The sequence below is a fragment of the Treponema sp. OMZ 799 genome, assembly GCF_024181365.1.
Taxonomy (GTDB): Bacteria; Spirochaetota; Spirochaetia; order Treponematales; family Treponemataceae; genus Treponema_B.
The window spans coordinates 347,025-364,441 of sequence record NZ_CP051301.1; the positions used below are offsets into that span (position 1 = coordinate 347,025).

12 protein-coding genes and 1 CRISPR repeat array are annotated in these 17,417 nt (G+C 33.6%); of the genes, 4 read left to right on the forward strand and 8 right to left on the reverse strand.

Annotation, left to right across the window (positions count from 1 at the left end; genetic code table 11):
• Positions 1-37 precede the first annotated feature (37 nt).
• Complete coding sequence (locus E4O04_RS01575; RefSeq protein ID WP_253709306.1) at positions 38-1,279, forward strand: TraB/GumN family protein; 1,242 nt, start codon at positions 38-40, stop codon at positions 1,277-1,279.
• A 4-nt stretch (positions 1,280-1,283) separates the two neighbouring features.
• Here the strand turns inward: E4O04_RS01575 and E4O04_RS01580 are convergent, their stop codons facing one another.
• The 6 genes from E4O04_RS01580 to cas9 form a co-directional block, all read right to left on the reverse strand.
• Positions 1,284-2,639 carry an MATE family efflux transporter gene (locus E4O04_RS01580; RefSeq protein ID WP_253709308.1) on the reverse strand — a complete coding sequence of 452 codons (1,356 nt, stop codon included), beginning with the start codon at positions 2,637-2,639 and terminating at the stop codon, positions 1,284-1,286.
• Positions 2,640-2,726: 87 nt separating this feature from the next.
• Complete coding sequence (locus E4O04_RS01585) at positions 2,727-3,371, reverse strand: TetR/AcrR family transcriptional regulator (protein WP_253709310.1); 645 nt, start codon at positions 3,369-3,371, stop codon at positions 2,727-2,729.
• A gap of 1,380 nt (positions 3,372-4,751) precedes the next feature.
• Positions 4,752-5,446: a CRISPR direct-repeat array (repeat unit 36 nt; unit sequence GTTTGAGATCCATCTTAAATTACACAACTCTCAAAC).
• A gap of 93 nt (positions 5,447-5,539) precedes the next feature.
• A complete protein-coding gene (gene csn2, locus E4O04_RS01590) occupies positions 5,540-6,214 on the reverse strand; it encodes a type II-A CRISPR-associated protein Csn2 (protein ID WP_253686071.1) in 675 nt (224 codons plus the stop codon).
• A complete protein-coding gene (cas2, locus tag E4O04_RS01595; protein WP_253709313.1) occupies positions 6,211-6,516 on the reverse strand; it encodes a CRISPR-associated endonuclease Cas2 in 306 nt (101 codons plus the stop codon). The genes csn2 and cas2 overlap by 4 nt, the downstream gene beginning before the upstream one ends.
• A 4-nt stretch (positions 6,517-6,520) precedes the next feature.
• On the reverse strand, positions 6,521-7,393 hold the full coding sequence (gene cas1, locus E4O04_RS01600; protein ID WP_253709316.1) for a type II CRISPR-associated endonuclease Cas1: 873 nt from the start codon (positions 7,391-7,393) through the stop codon (positions 6,521-6,523).
• Positions 7,390-11,577 (reverse strand): type II CRISPR RNA-guided endonuclease Cas9, encoded by a 4,188-nt coding sequence (gene cas9 / locus E4O04_RS01605; RefSeq protein WP_253709319.1) that lies wholly within the window; start codon positions 11,575-11,577, stop codon positions 7,390-7,392. The genes cas1 and cas9 overlap by 4 nt, the downstream gene beginning before the upstream one ends.
• 315 nt (positions 11,578-11,892) lie before the next feature.
• Between cas9 and recQ the strand changes: the two genes are divergently transcribed.
• A complete protein-coding gene (gene recQ, locus E4O04_RS01610) occupies positions 11,893-13,773 on the forward strand; it encodes a DNA helicase RecQ (RefSeq protein ID WP_253686061.1) in 1,881 nt (626 codons plus the stop codon).
• A gap of 45 nt (positions 13,774-13,818) precedes the next feature.
• Here recQ and E4O04_RS01615 read toward each other — a convergent pair whose 3' ends face one another.
• Together E4O04_RS01615 and E4O04_RS01620 are read right to left on the reverse strand one after the other, a co-directional pair.
• Positions 13,819-14,418 (reverse strand): hypothetical protein, encoded by a 600-nt coding sequence (locus E4O04_RS01615; RefSeq protein WP_253686059.1) that lies wholly within the window; start codon positions 14,416-14,418, stop codon positions 13,819-13,821.
• Positions 14,415-15,026, reverse strand: coding sequence for a hypothetical protein (locus tag E4O04_RS01620; protein WP_253709333.1), 612 nt, complete (start codon positions 15,024-15,026; stop codon positions 14,415-14,417). Before E4O04_RS01620 ends, E4O04_RS01615 begins: the two co-directional genes overlap by 4 nt.
• A 257-nt stretch (positions 15,027-15,283) precedes the next feature.
• Here E4O04_RS01620 and E4O04_RS01625 point away from each other — a divergent pair, with 257 nt between their 5' ends.
• Both E4O04_RS01625 and E4O04_RS01630 read left to right on the forward strand, forming a co-directional pair.
• A complete protein-coding gene (locus E4O04_RS01625; protein ID WP_253709335.1) occupies positions 15,284-16,765 on the forward strand; it encodes a DUF1538 domain-containing protein in 1,482 nt (493 codons plus the stop codon).
• On the forward strand, positions 16,762-17,409 hold the full coding sequence (locus E4O04_RS01630) for a P-II family nitrogen regulator (RefSeq protein ID WP_253709337.1): 648 nt from the start codon (positions 16,762-16,764) through the stop codon (positions 17,407-17,409). The genes E4O04_RS01625 and E4O04_RS01630 overlap by 4 nt, the downstream gene beginning before the upstream one ends.
• Positions 17,410-17,417: the final 8 nt, after the last annotated feature.

Consider the following 17,417-nt stretch of genomic DNA (forward strand, 5'->3'; position numbering starts at 1 on the left):
ATTGATTTAAAATTAAAATTTTTATGAGAGGTATAAAATGAAAAAAAATATTTTGACAGTTATTTTTGCTTTATTCTTTTTTTTAAGTTTTGCTCTAGGGTCAAAAGAGCAAAATGAGTACACGGAAAAAGATTATTATGAAGCCTTAAAGGATAATACGTTTTCTATAAATTTTGAAGATAAAAAATATCTCGATAAAATTTTTGAAAAAGAAGATTTAAATAATTATGATATTATCCTTATAGGAGAAAATCATGCCGTTTCGGCCAACTATATTTTAAAATTTGAGTTTTTAAAATATTTACATGAAAGTTATAATTTTAATCATCTGCTTGAAGAAATTCCAATAAGCCAAGCTTTTTTAATTAATCTATATTTGGATTCGGGAAATGAAAAAATCTTAGATCAAATACAAAAGCATACATATAAAACTTATTTTTGTACTCAAGATCATTTTGACTTTTATAGAAAATTATATAAATACAATCAAACTCAACAAAAAGAAAACCGCATAAAAATAATCGGTGCAGATGTAGAACACCAGCCGATCCTTGCTTATGCAGCCATGTATTTATTAATTAAAGAAAAGAAAAATTTAAAACATCTTTCAGATATAAAAACTTTATTGGAAAAACTTGTAATGAAGGGAGAAGCAGATAAAGATATTTATTCCATTGCTCAAAAATGTAATAAGTTACTCATTGATGAAGAAAAAGGAGAAGAAGTTTTAGGTGAAAAAGATTTTCAACTATTAAAATTAATCAATGATAATATTTTAAACTGTAAAATACTTTACGCCGCCCCTCAAAATGAATTCAATAAAAAAAGAGATAGGATGATGTACGATAATTTCCGCATATTGGATACCGGCAAAAATAAATATTTTGGGCTATGGGGGAATTTTCATGTTTGGCAAGCTCCGGTAAACGGTCTTTTGCCATTTGCTTCATATATAAAAGCGAATAAATCTTACAGTGATAAAATATTATCTGTTATGATTCAATATATAAATTGTATGTATTCTAATCCTCATAATGATTATAAATCGGAAAAACTTGAAAATAAAATCTTTTATCTTACCGCCTCCTATCAGGATATATTGGAAAAAGATAAGGGGAATTTATACATATACAGATTAAATTATAAGGACGCCATTTTTAATAAAATGAATATCAGCGGAAAAAAAGCAGGAACGGGAGAAACTCTTATAACCGATCTATATCAATATTTGATAACGGTAAAAAATTCTCCCGCTTGCAAAAAGGTAGAATTTAAATAAGAGCCTATGCACTCAATACTTTGTCTTTGGTGCTTAGATCTTTTTTAAAAAGTTTAATCACTATGAGTGTAGATAAAATCATAACCAGAGTTTCTATTATCGGACTTGAAATCCAAACTCCTCGTGTTCCAAAAAATACGGGGAGAATTAATACGGCCGGAATATAAAGCAAGAATTGTCTGGCAATTACCAATATGCCTGCATACTTTGCCTTACCCAAGGCTTGGAAGAGAGTTAAATTGATAATCATAATTGCCGACAACGGGAATAAAGAAATGGAAAGCATTGCATTTGTTCTTCCTAAAGATATGAGTTCATTATTTTCCAAGAATAAACCTAAGACCCTTTCAGGCATAATTAAAAATACCAGCCAGAAGATAATGGATAAGAATAGTCCGAAACCGTAAAAGAGAAAGGTTCCTTTTTTCACCCTGTCAAATTGTTTAGCTCCGAAGTTTGTTCCGGCAAAGGGCTGATAGCCCTGACTTATTCCCCAAAGCGGAATAAAGGAGAGCATTAGATATCTAAAAAAGGCTCCCATTAAAATTACTTGATCTTCTCCGCCGTATTTTTTTAATGTAGAATACATAACTGCCTGTTGTAAAAGAGCAAAGACCTGCATGAGCATTGCCGAAAAGCCGATTGAAAGGGTTTCTTTTACTATGCCTTTTTGAATTTTAAAATGCTTAAATTTAATATTTTTACTGAAAAATGCAAAGTAACAAAAGTTGCATATTGCAAGTACAACTTGAGATATAACTGTTGCAATGGCTGCCCCTTCAAGCCCTTTCTTTAATACAATTACAAAGACGGCATCTAAGATAATGTTTAAGACGGCACTTATACCCATCAAAAGCATGGCCAGTCCCATTCTTCCTTCGCCCCGCATAACCATATTAGCCGCCTGACCAAAATTTACAAAGATTGATCCTAGGTATACAATTCTTAAATAGCTTATACCAAGGCGAAGCATTTCTCCCTCAGCTCCTATGAGGTGTAAAAGCTGCGGTGCAAAAATTAATCCTACAGTCATAGTTCCAAATGAAAAAAGAAGGGTTAGTAAAAGTATGTTTCCCATAATCGAATCAACGGTTTCTTGATCTTTTCTTCCCACTGCCCTAGACAAAACTGAAGCGGAACCTATTCCGATTAAAACTGCAATGCCGTTGTTTATCAATGTAAAGGTATAGGCCAGGCTGATAGCTCCTAAGGCTGTGCTTCCTACATATCTCCCTACAAAAATTGCATCTACAAAGCTGTATAAACTGATTACAAACATTCCTATAATGCCCGGAATGCTTAACTCCATCATCAACTTAAACATATTACCGGATATTAAATACTCTCTCTTATCTGTCATAAGAACCTCCATAACTGACGATTGCGTCAGTTATATTATATAAAAAGAAAGAAGAAAGTCAAGATAAGCTAACTAATTTTTAGTAATTCAGCTGACAACAAAGCTTTTTTTTACAAAAGAGTAGATGAGGTCATGGATTTCTTTTTTATCAAAAATAGTTTTATCTTCAAAAAGTTCATACATTATAAGAATTCCGTTAAAGAAGCGGGAGTAGAGTTTCCCTGCCTTATTTGTCTTATACTTTATTTTTTTTCCGGCTAAGTTTTTTCTCACAGACAAATGTTCAAGATTCTCGCTTATAAACTTATGAGCCTGATCTTCAAGTTGTAAAAAAAGCTCTTCATACTCTTTATCATATATAATTTCGGCAAGGAACATAAGGTAGAGCCGTTTTTCCGGCACCTCGTCAAAGAGTTTTCTCATTAGGGCCTGAGCTACAATTTCGTAAATATCATCAATATCTTTTACGGCATTAAAAATTTCTTCATTCCGTTTGTATCTAAAATAATTTCCGGCTTCCATTATGGCAAACATTATGGCCTTTGTACTTTTAAAATATTGATAAACACCGCCCTTTGAAAGAGTTGTGGCTGCAACTATGTCCTCCATAGTTGTATGACGGAACCCTTTTTTTAAAAATACAGTCTTTGCTGCTTCTATTATCTCAAGAGAGCGCTCTTCCCTTGTTTTTCTCGTGAATTTTGCCATATCTATATTATAAGGAAAAAGCAAAAAAAAGGAAGGGTGAAAAGTAAAATGCTTTTATGCTTCGGCTAGGGAGTCCCTTCTCTGGTTTGTAGACACAATATTAAGAATTTATACTTGACTTTTACCCACAATATTGTATACTTATAAAAAATACGGTAGATTGCTATACCGCTTTAACAGGGCGTCGTCCCTCCTTACATGAGGGGCGACCAGCCCTGTGCTTGCAAGAAACCTTCTAAGATTTTTTTGTTTAAAGTCTTGACAATGTAGTGTAGTGTGATATAATAGAAACAACGGCAGATTGCTATGCTGTTTTATAAAAGAGTTGCGTCCAAGTAGCTTATAGTGAAGATGGACGGGACTCTTATGTAAGAAAAATAACGGCAGTTTTACACCGTTTATAAGTGGGGTGACCCGCTGACCCTAAAAAATTTGCACCTAAGCAAAATCTGGCCAGCGGGCAACGCCCTTTTTTTCAGGTCAACCGCACCAAATTGCTGAAGCGGTTGCTCTGTGCCCTTTTTTTAGCGGCTTGAAAAATTTTTCATACTGCGGTATAATGAAAATAAGCGGGGCGTGAGGCGTTGCCGAGTGTAACTGGGTACCACGCAACTAACGAGAGGTTTTACCCGAATAAAGCCTGTACGTAAGGCTCGGTCTGAAAATCTCTTATTTTTCTATTTCATATAAACCGCACTTCTTTTAACTTTTGAATTCTTGTTTTGTCTCCTTTTTAAATTACACAACTCTCAAAAAAGCTCTAAAGAAATGATTTTGTAATATTCGTTTGATATCCATCTTAAGGGCATCTCTAAAAACCTTCGTGGATTTTTAGAGATGCCCTCAGGTCTTACCTTGAAGTAAAAACGGCAAATTTTATAGCTTAATTTAATCTAAAAACCGCACCTATGGAAAGGATAGCCGCATTAGTAAGCGTAAGTTTATTATTTATCGATAATAAACCTAAGCTGTTTCCAAATCCTAAAAATATTCCATGCTTGCAGCTAAAATAATAAGAACCGCTTAAACGGGCATTGAGGGCGGGAGCCAACGGCTATAAGGCTGCGGGGCCTGCGCCGAACATAAGTTCGAAATTAGAACCTATGCAAATAAGCCTAATTGCAATAGGCTCAAACAAAAAACAAGAAACACTTTTTTCACTTTCAATTCCCTATTACAGTTTAATAAAATATTTAAGGTCTTCTCTAAAAACCTTGTTGGATTTATTTCGCATCTTTCGGAATAGATATGGCTGACGAGTTTTTAATAAGTTTTTATGTAATAATGATTTATTAAAAATACCTCAAATTAAATCTAAGGAAAACCTCTAAAAACTATTTCGCAATTTGCTTTAGTGAATATGATGAATAATTTACTTACAGAACAAGCCGATAGGCTTGCTGCTTTTCGAGGTTTCATTAAATTACACAACTCTCAAACTCAGGTCAAAATCAACACGTTGGTGGTCTTGTTTGAGATCCATCTTAAATTACACAACTCTCAAACTTACTTCAACAGGGAAAGACGATCCATATAGTTTGAGATCCATCTTAAATTACACAACTCTCAAACTGTGTGCGGAATGTTTAAAACATCCTTGCAGTTTGAGATCCATCTTAAATTACACAACTCTCAAACGGATGATAAAAAGTAATAATGTCGTTCAATGTTTGAGATCCATCTTAAATTACACAACTCTCAAACCTTTCAAAGAATACCCTAGGTATTTTTCTAGTTTGAGATCCATCTTAAATTACACAACTCTCAAACTATCAAGAAATTCAGATAATTCTAAATTCAGTTTGAGATCCATCTTAAATTACACAACTCTCAAACTAGCGGTATCTGCTTAATCTGCATTATGCTGTTTGAGATCCATCTTAAATTACACAACTCTCAAACCTGTAATATCAGTTCTTTTAATTTGTCTACGTTTGAGATCCATCTTAAATTACACAACTCTCAAACCGAATAAAGTCAACATAAAATTCAGCAGAGTTTGAGATCCATCTTAAATTACACAACTCTCAAACGTAAAAATCAAGTTTATTTGATTTATATTTGTTTGAGATCCATCTTAAATTACACAACTCTCAAACGTCAGATATGGCGTAGGTGAGACTCTATCACACTATGGATAGCGGTAGTCTAAGATGATTACTTTTTAATACTATCATGAGAATTATTTATTGTCAATATATTTCACAAAGGTCCTTATCAATAATATAAGGTTTTTCACAATCTTCTTTTGTAGATATGTATGTCCCCTCTATTAAAAAAAGATTTGTTTTTATATATCGGGCAAATTTATATAATTCTGATAGATCTTTGAAATTTAAAAACTGTTTTAGGTTTATAAAAATAAAACATCTTATCTGATTTAGCTCCACAGAAGCACTTATATAGTCTATAATTTTTTCAAGTAAATTCTTGTATTCTGTTTCAAAAGAAATATTAACAGCTTTAAATATGCTAGTCAAATCAAATTCGTCATCTCTTTTGAGGGGTATGTCTAAAGAAAAAACTATCTCATCTATATACTTTAATATTTCACTTTTTATGCCGCATGTTTTTAGGTAATTGTACTCATCGGAAATACTTTGTTTTAAAATCGAATAAATTTTATTTAGATTCTGTTTATTATTTATATCAATATTTATAGGATTTAGTATAAGTTCACATGTTTTTGGAATAGAAAGTTCTTTATTATCTTCTGATAATATGAATTTTCCTTCATTGCCTGAATATTGACTAAAAAGTTCAGATGTAAATTCGGTAAAAAAAGCTTTATTTTCTATGGTTAAAACATTAACTGTGTTTTCTGAAAAGGCTATTTGATTTTCGAGATCGGGATGTACTAATTTCATAGAACAACAAGCCTTTCATCGGTATTTAAATATTTTGTTTTTGATTCTCCAATAATAATTTCCATCCTTGAATATTGTTTTTCGGTAACTGTTAATATCTCAACCAAGCCTTCAGGCGGTTTATTTTTTTCTATATTCTTTACTACAGAATCTCTATTTGTAAGATTTAAAACTAATTTTGAATAAACAGATTTTTGCTGCATAATAAAACCGGATTTAATTAAAAATTTTCGAAATGTCGAATAATTATGCCTATTTTCGGGTGTTATTACGGGTAAATCAAAAAAAACTATAACTCTCATAAATCTATAACTCATTGCGGTAAAATTTAATTTGTGAAATATCCTTTTCATTTAGAGCATCAAAGATACTGTGTACAAAAATTTCGATAGCCTTATTTAGATAATGCTCTTTATTGTTTATAAACACCTTTCTATTTATAACATCCACCATTTTTAGTTTTTCTTCATGTTCAAATTTTTGAGGATTAAGTTTAAACACTTCCGAATCAACCAGAGGCCTAAAGGGTTCCATAAGGTCTGAGGCAAGATTAAAAGGATTAAACATATTATCATGAAAAATTCCGAGTTGTGTAATATAACCGTTTGCAGTTATTTCACGGTTAAATGCAGAAAGTAAAATGCTGTATCCATAATTTAAAGCGGCATTTATAGGGATATCCAAACTTCTGGAAAACCCTGCTCCGAATAATGCCGCAAAATATGATTTTGCAGCATGAGCCTCTTTATTTGTTTTATCGTTAATGTCTATATCGATAATATATTCAGCCAGTAAACTCGCTTGCGGAAGCTCCAGTTTTTCTAAGAGGTATTTTTGCTGTCTTATTTTTTCTGTTACGACCTCAGTCCATACAAGCTGCTTGATATTCTTATCCCATTTTATTTGAAGCCTGATTTTTTCGCTGGTATCATGACTGCCGTAATATCCTACTAATTCGGAAGCCGGATTCCGTTTTTCATCACAAAAAATTATCTTGACCTTTTGTTTTATAAGTTCATTTAATAAGGCTGCGGTTATAGAAACCGCTGTCGTTTCAATGATTAAAACCGAAATTTCTTCTATAAAAACTTTTTGAGTTTTTTCTCCCCTAACTACGAGATGATTTAAATGTAAATCCAGTTTTGCTCTATTTGAAATGACAACGGTTCTCCAACTCATATCTTTAACAAATCAATCCTTTTTTCAAAAACACCAGTTATCGACTGATAAATTAAAATGCAGTTATCAAGGTTTGATATTTTTTTTCCTAATGTCGTAACACCGGCTGTAGATTTACCTTTGATGAACCCTAAATCAATCGCCTCTCTGGTAGTACAAAATAGTTTTAGAATTTCTAATGTAACTTTAATTTGATCTTCAGGCTTTAAATTTATAAATGCATCTCTTCCTTTGATTAGCATATCGAGAGTTGTAGAATTCGGCCTTTTACTATAAATAGTATCCCTATGCTTTACTAAAAGCATATCATAGACCTCCAAATTCTTTTTTTGAAGAAGTTCATTAAACTCATTTTCTACTATTTTGTCTGTTTTTTTCTTTTTTGATAGTTCTTCTTTTACATAGGATCTAAAAGATAAATCCTCATAAGGATGAATTGTTTTTCCCATCTTCTCTCTTTGACTTCTTATTTCATTGAATCTTATTATTTTTTTAAAATAAAAGATATCGTCATTTGAACAGCAAAATTGAACAGCAGGCCGGAGTAAGAAAGAATCATTAGTTTTTCCGGTAATGTGGCAAGAGAATCCGTTAATTTTTAAGAGAGAGTTGATTTTTATTTTGGGAACCAAAATCTTAAATTCTTTTTTCCCTATCTGGTTTTTTAAATAGCTTTTTAGTCCATCTTGATTTTTTTGAATATCCTTTCTCAAATATAGAGGGATGGTTTCTAAGCTGCGTATCTTTTTTCCTTTTTCTTCGTATTCTACAAGGGTATAATATGCTGCAGAAACCTTATTATAGCCGCCATATTTTGAAATATTGGAAAGAGGACCTTCCTTTTTTAGAGGATGCTGCCCCAAACCTTTTTTCATAATGGTTTGGTCAAATAGTCCTCCTTTTTTACAGGACGCTTGGCGTGTATAAATAGGAGTATTCCTTTTAAGCATATCCTTTACAGTGACAATTGTTTTTTCTTTTTCCCATGCAGTAATATTATTTCTTTTTACATCATAGTCAAAAACCTTATAGTAGTTATAAGTATCGGCAATATTGGGATTATCCCGTTTCTCCTTTATAAAATTCCAAGGATTATTTGTAAATTTTGTATTATATACATTTCCGACAACAATATTTAAATATGCATCATGGGCATGATGAAAATCGTTTACTTCTCTGCATTTTACAATATCGAATTTGTTTCTAAACATTGATACTGTTTCAGCCTTAGAGTAAACAACCTTAGTTTCGGGGAAAATTTGTTCCAATACCTTTGCTGCAACCTTGGTTGCCTGTCTTGTTTCTACAAGCTGCCGAGCAATGAATTTTGCTGTTTCGTCATCAGAGATTGGAGTTGTCCTTGTTAATCTGTTCAATTTTTCAAGGCTTATAAAGTTATTTTTTTGCAAAAAATTCCAGAAGCCTCTTTGTTTTGATTGAATTTCAGTCTTCAATGGATATTTATCTTTCTTATTTTGATTGCAGTTGCTGCAGACTAAAACCCGATTATTTATACTGTCATCTTTAATTTTTGATTGAGGATAAATATGATCGATATCATACTTGCCTGTATCAAATACATGTCCTATTTCAATTGGTTTACCGCAATACATACACTTTCCAAGCTGCGTATAATAAAGATAAAGTTTGTCACTGCGGAGTCTTAAATTATCTTCATTTTCTATTTTACCTGAAAGATCTTTTATCTCGGCGCTAAAAGCATCTACATCATTTTTACAATTATTGTACAAGTCCTGTAAAATTTTTAATCTTGTCTTAGTTCTTGCCGGTTCAAGCTCTGCACCCTTTGCCATCTCAATAAATATTTTTTTAGGAGGGGCTTGGGTAATATGAGATATTTCTTTTACAAGTTTAAGAGTCTGCCACAGCATTTTTTTCACCGACGGCGATAAAAATAATGGCTTTACCAAGCCGTTATATGAAAATCGTTTCTCGGTATCTTCAAACGTCGAATTTATCTTTTTAATATTTTCAGTAAATTTAAATTCACTGCTAAGCAGCTCCATTAAATTATTTTGAGTTTCACGCATTGCCGTTATTATATTTACAGGTTCATTAAATCCGGGAATTTCTGATGTGACAGTTTCAAGGAATTTGCGTGATAGACGGCCCCAGCCTGAAAATTTAAGGTTTAGAATTTTTTTGATTTGCTCATCGGAACAAACCTTACCATACTCATTTTTTACTTTAGTTTTAAGAATACTCTTACCTTCTCCTTCATCATAGATAGTAGCCCATCGTATAATCTCTTCAAGCATATTCTTTGTAGAAATTTCATCAATTTTATTACCAAAAATATTTTTTAGTTCTATATATGATTTTAATGAAGATGTACATTCTTTATCGATGCCTAAAATAATTACTTCATCTGTTTTACTGCAAATACCTTCATGTTTTATAAAAGTTGAAATCTGCTTTTGTGTAATTTTTTTATATTTTTTAAACAGGTCTTCGTATATCTTTTGTTTTAATTTAATATCGCAGATATTTTTACCGTCAATGATAATCTGTAAATTATTGATTTCGTTTAAAACGGTAAACTCGGAATATAAAAGAGAGTTTTTAGGTAAAACTTCTTCTCCTGTTAGGTATGTACAAAGATTGGTTCTGCTTGTAATAAAGGCTTCAGCTGTTTTATCCTTATCAATATGATTAAAAAAATTCCAAGGTGTAGTTTTACCCGAAGGAGCGTTTTCCTTTTTTATGACCCAGCATCTATCAGGAAAATATTTTTTATGTTTATCGTTTATAGGCCCAATATAATAAGGAATCTTAAATGTTAACAGCATTATGATTTTTTCACTGATAGATAAACCATTTTCATCTTTTTGTTTTAAAAAAGAAAAATGATTTTCTGCGTTGATTAATATCCTTTCCAATTCCATCCTGCGCAATTGATAAGGAATTTCTGCATTGCTTTTAGATACCTGCTTAGGTAAAAAAGTTCCTGTTTCAATTTCGGATAATATATCATTTATTTCTTTTATATCCGATTTGGGGGAAAGGATAGTTTTTAAAAATTTATAAAAATCTTCTTGACCGGTAGTCTCTTTTATAATCTTTTTTTTACTTCCGGTTTTACATACCCCTACATATCCGGAGTAATTATTATTAACCTTTTCATCTTTATTATATCCGAATACTTTTTTATAATTCTTTGGGAAATGTTTTTTTATAACATTTTTTAATTTAGTCAAATCCTTTTTATGCTTTTCGTATATCTTAACCTTTGCAAAGGAAAGATACTGTTCATCTCCTATTACCTTGGAAAGAACCGAACAATTATATACAGCCTTTGCTTTTAACAAAAGCTCAAAGGAATCTCCAAAAAATGAAGCCAGCTCATCACTTAAAACGTCAAAGTCATCCTTAGAAAAAGATATGCCGTTTCTCTCTGCATCCTTTAAGTCGGGATTATCATAAAGATCGGCAAAGTTTACCTTGTTACCCGATATTAAACTCGTAATAGCTTTTTTTTGTTTGTCGGACGGCCTCAGTCCTAAAAGCTTATTTAGCCGGCTTTGCTTTTCCAAATTTTTTAAAGAGCTGTCCTTTAAGATATCCTTTATTTTTTGACTATCGGCATCAATATCGAGCTCCATATCCTCACGCAGATATTCAAAAAGAGCCTTTATAGAAGTATCGAATTGGTTTTCCGAGTCGAAGTCTCCCTCAAATAAAAAATGCCCTCTTTTTTTGATAATATTATGGCAGGCTAAATACAAAAGGCGAGGATCAGTCTTTACCTTGTTTTCAATCCAAGCCTTTATCAGGTGATTTATGGTAGGATAGGTTTTATGATAGGTCTTATCGTTAAAATCTTTATCATTAAAAAGACTATTTTCCTGTAATATGGTCTTGTCTTCTGCATAAAGAGGGCTCTCTTTTATTCTTTGGAAAAATCCCGCGTCTTTTTTTGCAATTTCTTCGTCAAATAGCTCTTGAAGCAATTTTATTCTTTTTTTTCTTCGTTCAATACGTCGCCGGGCTCCTCTATATAGCCTTCGGCCTTCGGCTGTTTCTGCCGTATCGAAAAGCCTCATACCCCAAAGGTCTTTATGATTGGCTTTTAAAAGCTTATAATCAGCATCAGTAACAGCCCAGCCGACCGATCCGGTTCCTACATCCAATCCGAGAAAATAATCCTTAATTTCCTTTTTCATACTTGACCATTCCTTTAAAAAAGATTAAAATATACTCACACAATTTAAGATCCATCTTAAATTACACAACGAGTTCAAATAAGAATTCATCAAAATCGTCCTCCCTTGAGGAGTGACCGCTCATTGTGGAGCATCAAGGCTTAACTATGTTAAGCCTTTTTTATTAATTACTCAAAATTATAGCTTATTTTTTTCTAGCTGTCCACATTTTATATTGAATTATTTGAGGATACTGTTTGAATACTGACTACTTACCATAACTTTTCACTTGATGCTTGCTTAATTTGACGTTTTAGGGTATAATATCACCCATATATGACGCGCGGATCAAAAGGTTCTGACAGTAAAAAGACAATCTCCTCCCTTGAAGATATTTTAAAACAAGTCTTCGGCTATGATGAATTCAGACCCTTCCAAAAAGAAATTATAGATAGCCTTCTCCAAAAAAAAGACGTCCTTGCGGTAATGCCGACAGGAGGCGGAAAATCTCTATGCTATCAGATTCCGGCCCTCATTTTTGAGGGGGTAACCATAGTAGTTTCTCCCCTTATTTCTCTTATGCACGACCAGATTTGCGGCTTGGAAACGATAGGGGTAGAGGCTGTTGCCTTAAACAGCTCCTTAGATTGGGAAAAATATGCCGATAACATACGCCGTATTAAAAACGGAGAGGTAAAAATCCTCTATGCTGCTCCTGAAACTCTGGTCAGTGACCGCTGTAAAGAGCTTTTTTCTTCAATAAAAGTGGATTGTATTACAATCGACGAAGCTCACTGCATTTCGGAATGGGGACATGATTTTAGGCCTGAATATCGGCAGTTGGCTGAAATCCGCAAGCTCTTAAAAGAGGCGGCCTGTCTTGCCATAACGGCGACTGCAACCGAAAAGGTCCGCTCCGACATTAAAAAAATGCTGAAGCTCAAGACTCCGAAGGAATTTATTGCCGGCTTTAACCGAAAAAATATTTTTTTGGAAGTGAAAGAAAAGCAAAAGCCCTTTGAGCAGGCCTCGGAATTTTTAAAAGAACATAAGGGCGAAAGCGGAATTATTTACTGTTTTTCCCGCAAGCAGGCAGACACCTTGTCCGTTCAATTATCGGTTTTAGGATACAATGCAAAACCCTACCATGCAGGACTTTCCGATGAGCTTAGGCAAAAAACTCAAAATGACTTTATCAATGACGATATAGAAATAATCGTAGCAACCGTAGCCTTCGGAATGGGTATAAATAAGCCTAATGTAAGGTTTGTCATTCATTTTGATTTGCCCAAGAGCATTGAGCAGTACTATCAAGAAATAGGCCGAGCAGGACGGGATGGAAACCCGGCACATGCTCTTTTGCTTTTTTCGGCTGCCGATATTTTTAAGCTTAAATTCTTGATGCAGGATAAATCTCCCGATGAGGTAAGAAAAGCCGAAACTATGCTTTCCGCTATCAGTAATTATGCACAAGCCAACAGCTGCCGCCGCCGTGCGATTTTAAAATATTTCGGAGAAAATATTTCTGAAGAAAAATTAAAAGAAGTACAGGGTGATGCTCCTTGCTGTGATTTTTGTTCCAGAGAAAAAATAGAAAAAACAGACCTGACCGTTCCTGTGCAGAAATTTTTATCCTGTGTTGTCAGAACCGGATGCAGATTCGGTGCCAGCTACATTATCGATGTTCTTTTAGGCTCAAAGCAAAAACGTATCCTTGAAAATAAACACAACGATCTTTCGGTTTGGGGCATAGGTACGGAATTCAATAGGGAAGGATGGTTTAATCTTGTCCGGGTCTTATTGGCAGAAGACTATCTTATAAAAGATGAAGATTACTCGGTTCTGTCATTAACTCAAAAAGCAAAAGAAGAACTTCAAGCCCGAACCAGTATTATGCTTCCCTTTAATTATGAAAAAGATAACTCCGCTAAAAAAGAAGTAAAAGAAAAATCAAAACCTCAAACATCTGAAATTAAATTAGATGCCCGCGGTACGGCAATAGTGAATGCACTAAAACAAAAACGCAGGGAGCTTGCAGACGAGGCAAGAGTTCCTGCCTATATTATTTTTTCGGATAAGACAATCTTTGATTTAGGTCTTAAAAAACCTGCAACTATTGCCGATTTGGATAATATCTTCGGTATCGGAAAAGCAAAAAAGGAAAAATACGGGGATATTATTTTAAAGACAATCTCATCTACCCGTAAAAACAAATAAGAAATAAAAAAGGAATTTCAACAATGTTGAAATTCCTTTTTTATTTTATTTTAACGGAACAAGCGGAATGCGTTCAAGCTCTGCATCTTTTCCGTATGCCTTCTTCACTGCGCGGGCTGCAGCATCAAAATTATCTATCCTCTTTATTTCGGTAATATCATAAAAAGGCATTGAACATTTAATGGTAAAATCTCCAAGGTATACATATTTTACCCCTTTATGTATCCTTAGTTCTGATTGGATAGGTAAGACTAATCGTGCACAATATGCGTTACCAAAGTGATAGCTTAATTTATACAAGTTAATAATTCTTTTAGCTGAATCTAAAGTAATTTTCTTCATAACAAAATCAGTTTTTTGAGGGTCTTCATCACATTTAGTAGACAAAATATATCTATGAACAAGATAGTTTAAATATATTTGATCTGTCCCGGCATCTCCATCATTAAAATCGAAACTGCCGAATTTAATATTTCGATAGTTTGAAAAAAAAGTGTTATTAGGAATTGGTAAAACTTTTAAACTAAAAACTAATACAACTTCATTTTCTGAAGGCGGGGCTTTTTTCCCTTCATCAGCAAAAACAAATCCTGTAAGTATAAATAATAATAAACACAAGGTTTTAAATAATTTAATTTTTTTCATTTTTCCAGCTCCTTTATTCTTTCTTCAATAAGTGGTAACCATGCCGTATGTTGCAGCAGTTTTTTTAGTTTTAAAAGACATTTTAATTCGTACTGAGCACTCTCTTTACGGGTTAAGGGTACAATCATTCCTGTATTGTTTTCGGTTATAAAATCATAAGCACCGATAAACATTAAACCTTTTTTATGTGTTACAAAAGCTATCTTGCCTTCTGCACCTAACTGAGGTAAAAAAGTAGTTATTACGTTAAAATTTGAATTGCGTAAAGACACCAACTGAAAAGCCAGATCGGTTTTAAATGGAGGAAAACAAAAAATACTTCCATCTGCATAGGAGCCTGAGAATACAAAAGGTGTTGTATAGATAGGTTCTTTTGAGGGATCGGATTGAATGTACAATTGTTCTGTCGGTATTTTTAAATATCCAAACGCAAGGCAATCTTTTTCGGGATCTCCCATGGTTTTAAGATTGACCTTTTTCCCATTGATACTTGCATGACCTGTTTCAGATATTTTTTTAAAATCGCCTAAAATCGAGCATGAAGCCGCCAAACATACAGTCAAAACTAAGACTGTAAGGAGGTAAAATTTTTTCAGTGGTTTTTGCATAAAAATTTCTCCCTTAAATTAAAATTTATGATAAAAAAAACAAGTTTATTTATAAAAGCCTAAGAGGAATAAATACAGGGGGCTAATATGTTCTTAGCTTATACCCCGCATTTTAGGCATAAATATACTCTTTGTCAATTACTAATTGTATAATTTAATCAAGAAATGATATGTACAGCCATATTTTTATTGCTTAAACATAAATAATTTCTTCCTATTGACCAAAATCAAAATTTAGTCAATAATATTATTTAGTTATGAATATCTTAGTTGATAAATTTAAAGAAGTCTTAATGTCGGTTTTACCCATCGTCATTTTGACAACAATCTTGAATTTTGCATTTATTCATATCGATTATCATGTCTTTATTAGATTTTTAATCGGGAGTGTATGCATAATATTCGGACTGGCTTTTTTTCTGTTTGGAATCGAGATGAGCGTTACAAAAATCGGTTTACAAATGGGAAAAGAAATTACAAAGCGGAATAAAATTCTGATTTTGATTTTAGGCGGTTTCGCCCTCGGTTTTTTAATTTCGATTGCAGAGCCCGATTTACAAATTTTGGCAAGTCAGGTAAAGACGGTAACTAAGAACGGGATTCCCGCATTAAGGCTAATAGTAGTTGTTTCCGTCGGTGTTGCTGCCTTTGTGGTTTTCGGTATTTTGAGGACCGTATTTAATGTTTCTCAAAAAATCATTTTTGCTCTTTCTTATGGAGTTATATTTTTACTCTCTCTTTTTTCTTCTTCGGCGTTTATTTCGATAGCCTTCGATTCGTCGGGAACAACTACGGGAGCTATAACCGTGCCCTTTATTTTGGCCTTGGCTGCCGGTGTTTCCGAGATGAAAAAAGACTCGGCCGCATCCGAGCGAGATGCTTTCGGTCTTGTCGGGATGGCCTCTGCAGGAGCAATCGTAGCTGTGTTGGCATTAAGCGTATTCGGAAAAACAAAAGAAATTTCTGCCGATGATTTTGTTTTCAATTTGGATGTTCATACACGGATATTTTATCCCTTTGCGGAACACTTTTTGCCGGTACTTTATGAATGTGTTTTATCCCTTTTACCCTTAACGGTGATATTTTTAATTACAAACTTTATCAGTATTAAATTGCGGGCTAAAGATTTAATTCCTGTCATTAAAGGTCTTATAATTACATTGATAGGCTTATTTTTATTTATGTGGGGAGCAAAATCGGGCTTCTTGGATGTAGGAATCGCTATGGGAAGCCGCTTAGGCGAAATAGGAACCAGACCCTTAATTCTTTTTATCGGAGCTTTAATAGGTATTGTTTCTATTTTGGCTGAACCTGCCGTTTATGTTTTGACGGTACAAATAGAAAACGTAACGAGCGGTCATATTCCGCGCAAGATAGTTTTAATCTTTTTATGTATCGGAGTCAGCTTTGCGGTAATGCTTTCGTTACTAAGAATTATAGAGCCGGCCTTTCAGTTATGGCATATGCTTTTACCCGGATATATAATTTCACTTTTATTGTCCATTGTTGTTCCGGATCTTTTTGTAAGTATAGCCTTTGATGCCGGAGGTGTTGCTTCAGGCCCCATGACTGCGACCTTTGTTTTATCCCTTGCTCAGGGTCTTGCCAACTCCACTCCGACTGCAAACGTATTGATAGACGGATTCGGTATCATAGCCGCCGTAGCATTGGCTCCTATTATTTCGCTGCAAATTTTAGGATTGATATTTAAGATTAAAAGCGCAGGAGAACAAAAATGAAAGATTTTTCACTTCTGATAATTTTAGTGCCTTTCGGGCGTGCAAGTAAAATAGTAAGGTACGCTAAGGATAAGGGGCTTACCGGGGCAACAATAATGATTGCCTTCGGCACGGTAAAAAGTAAACTGCTTGATTTTTTGGGAATTCAAGAAACAAGAAAAGAATTGATTTTAACGGCCGGACATGGAGATTTTTTAGACGGTCTTATGGATGAACTGAATAAAAAGTTCAATCTTACCCGTAAAAATTTCGGTATAGCATTCCGTATGCCTTTAAGTTTTATTAATATTGAAAATACCCCGGATGGTGAAAAGCCCGTATTTGAGAGGGAGGAGGTAAAAACTATGAAGTCTGCAATATTTACTGTTGTTAATAGAGGAAAAGCAAATGAAGTTGTCGATGCTTCTTTGGAAGCCGGAGCTCGCGGCGGAACAATCATCCATGCAAGAGGTTCCGGGCTTAATCAAACAAAGCTTATCTTTGACATGGAAATTGAACCCGAAAAAGAAATTGTTTTAACCATTGTTGATGATGAGCAGCTTGATAATGTAGTCGAAGCAATCAGAAAAAATTCCGATGTAGAAAAAGAAGGTCATGGAATTCTTTTTGTTATTCCGATAAGCAAGGCTTACGGTATAAAATAGGTTTACAG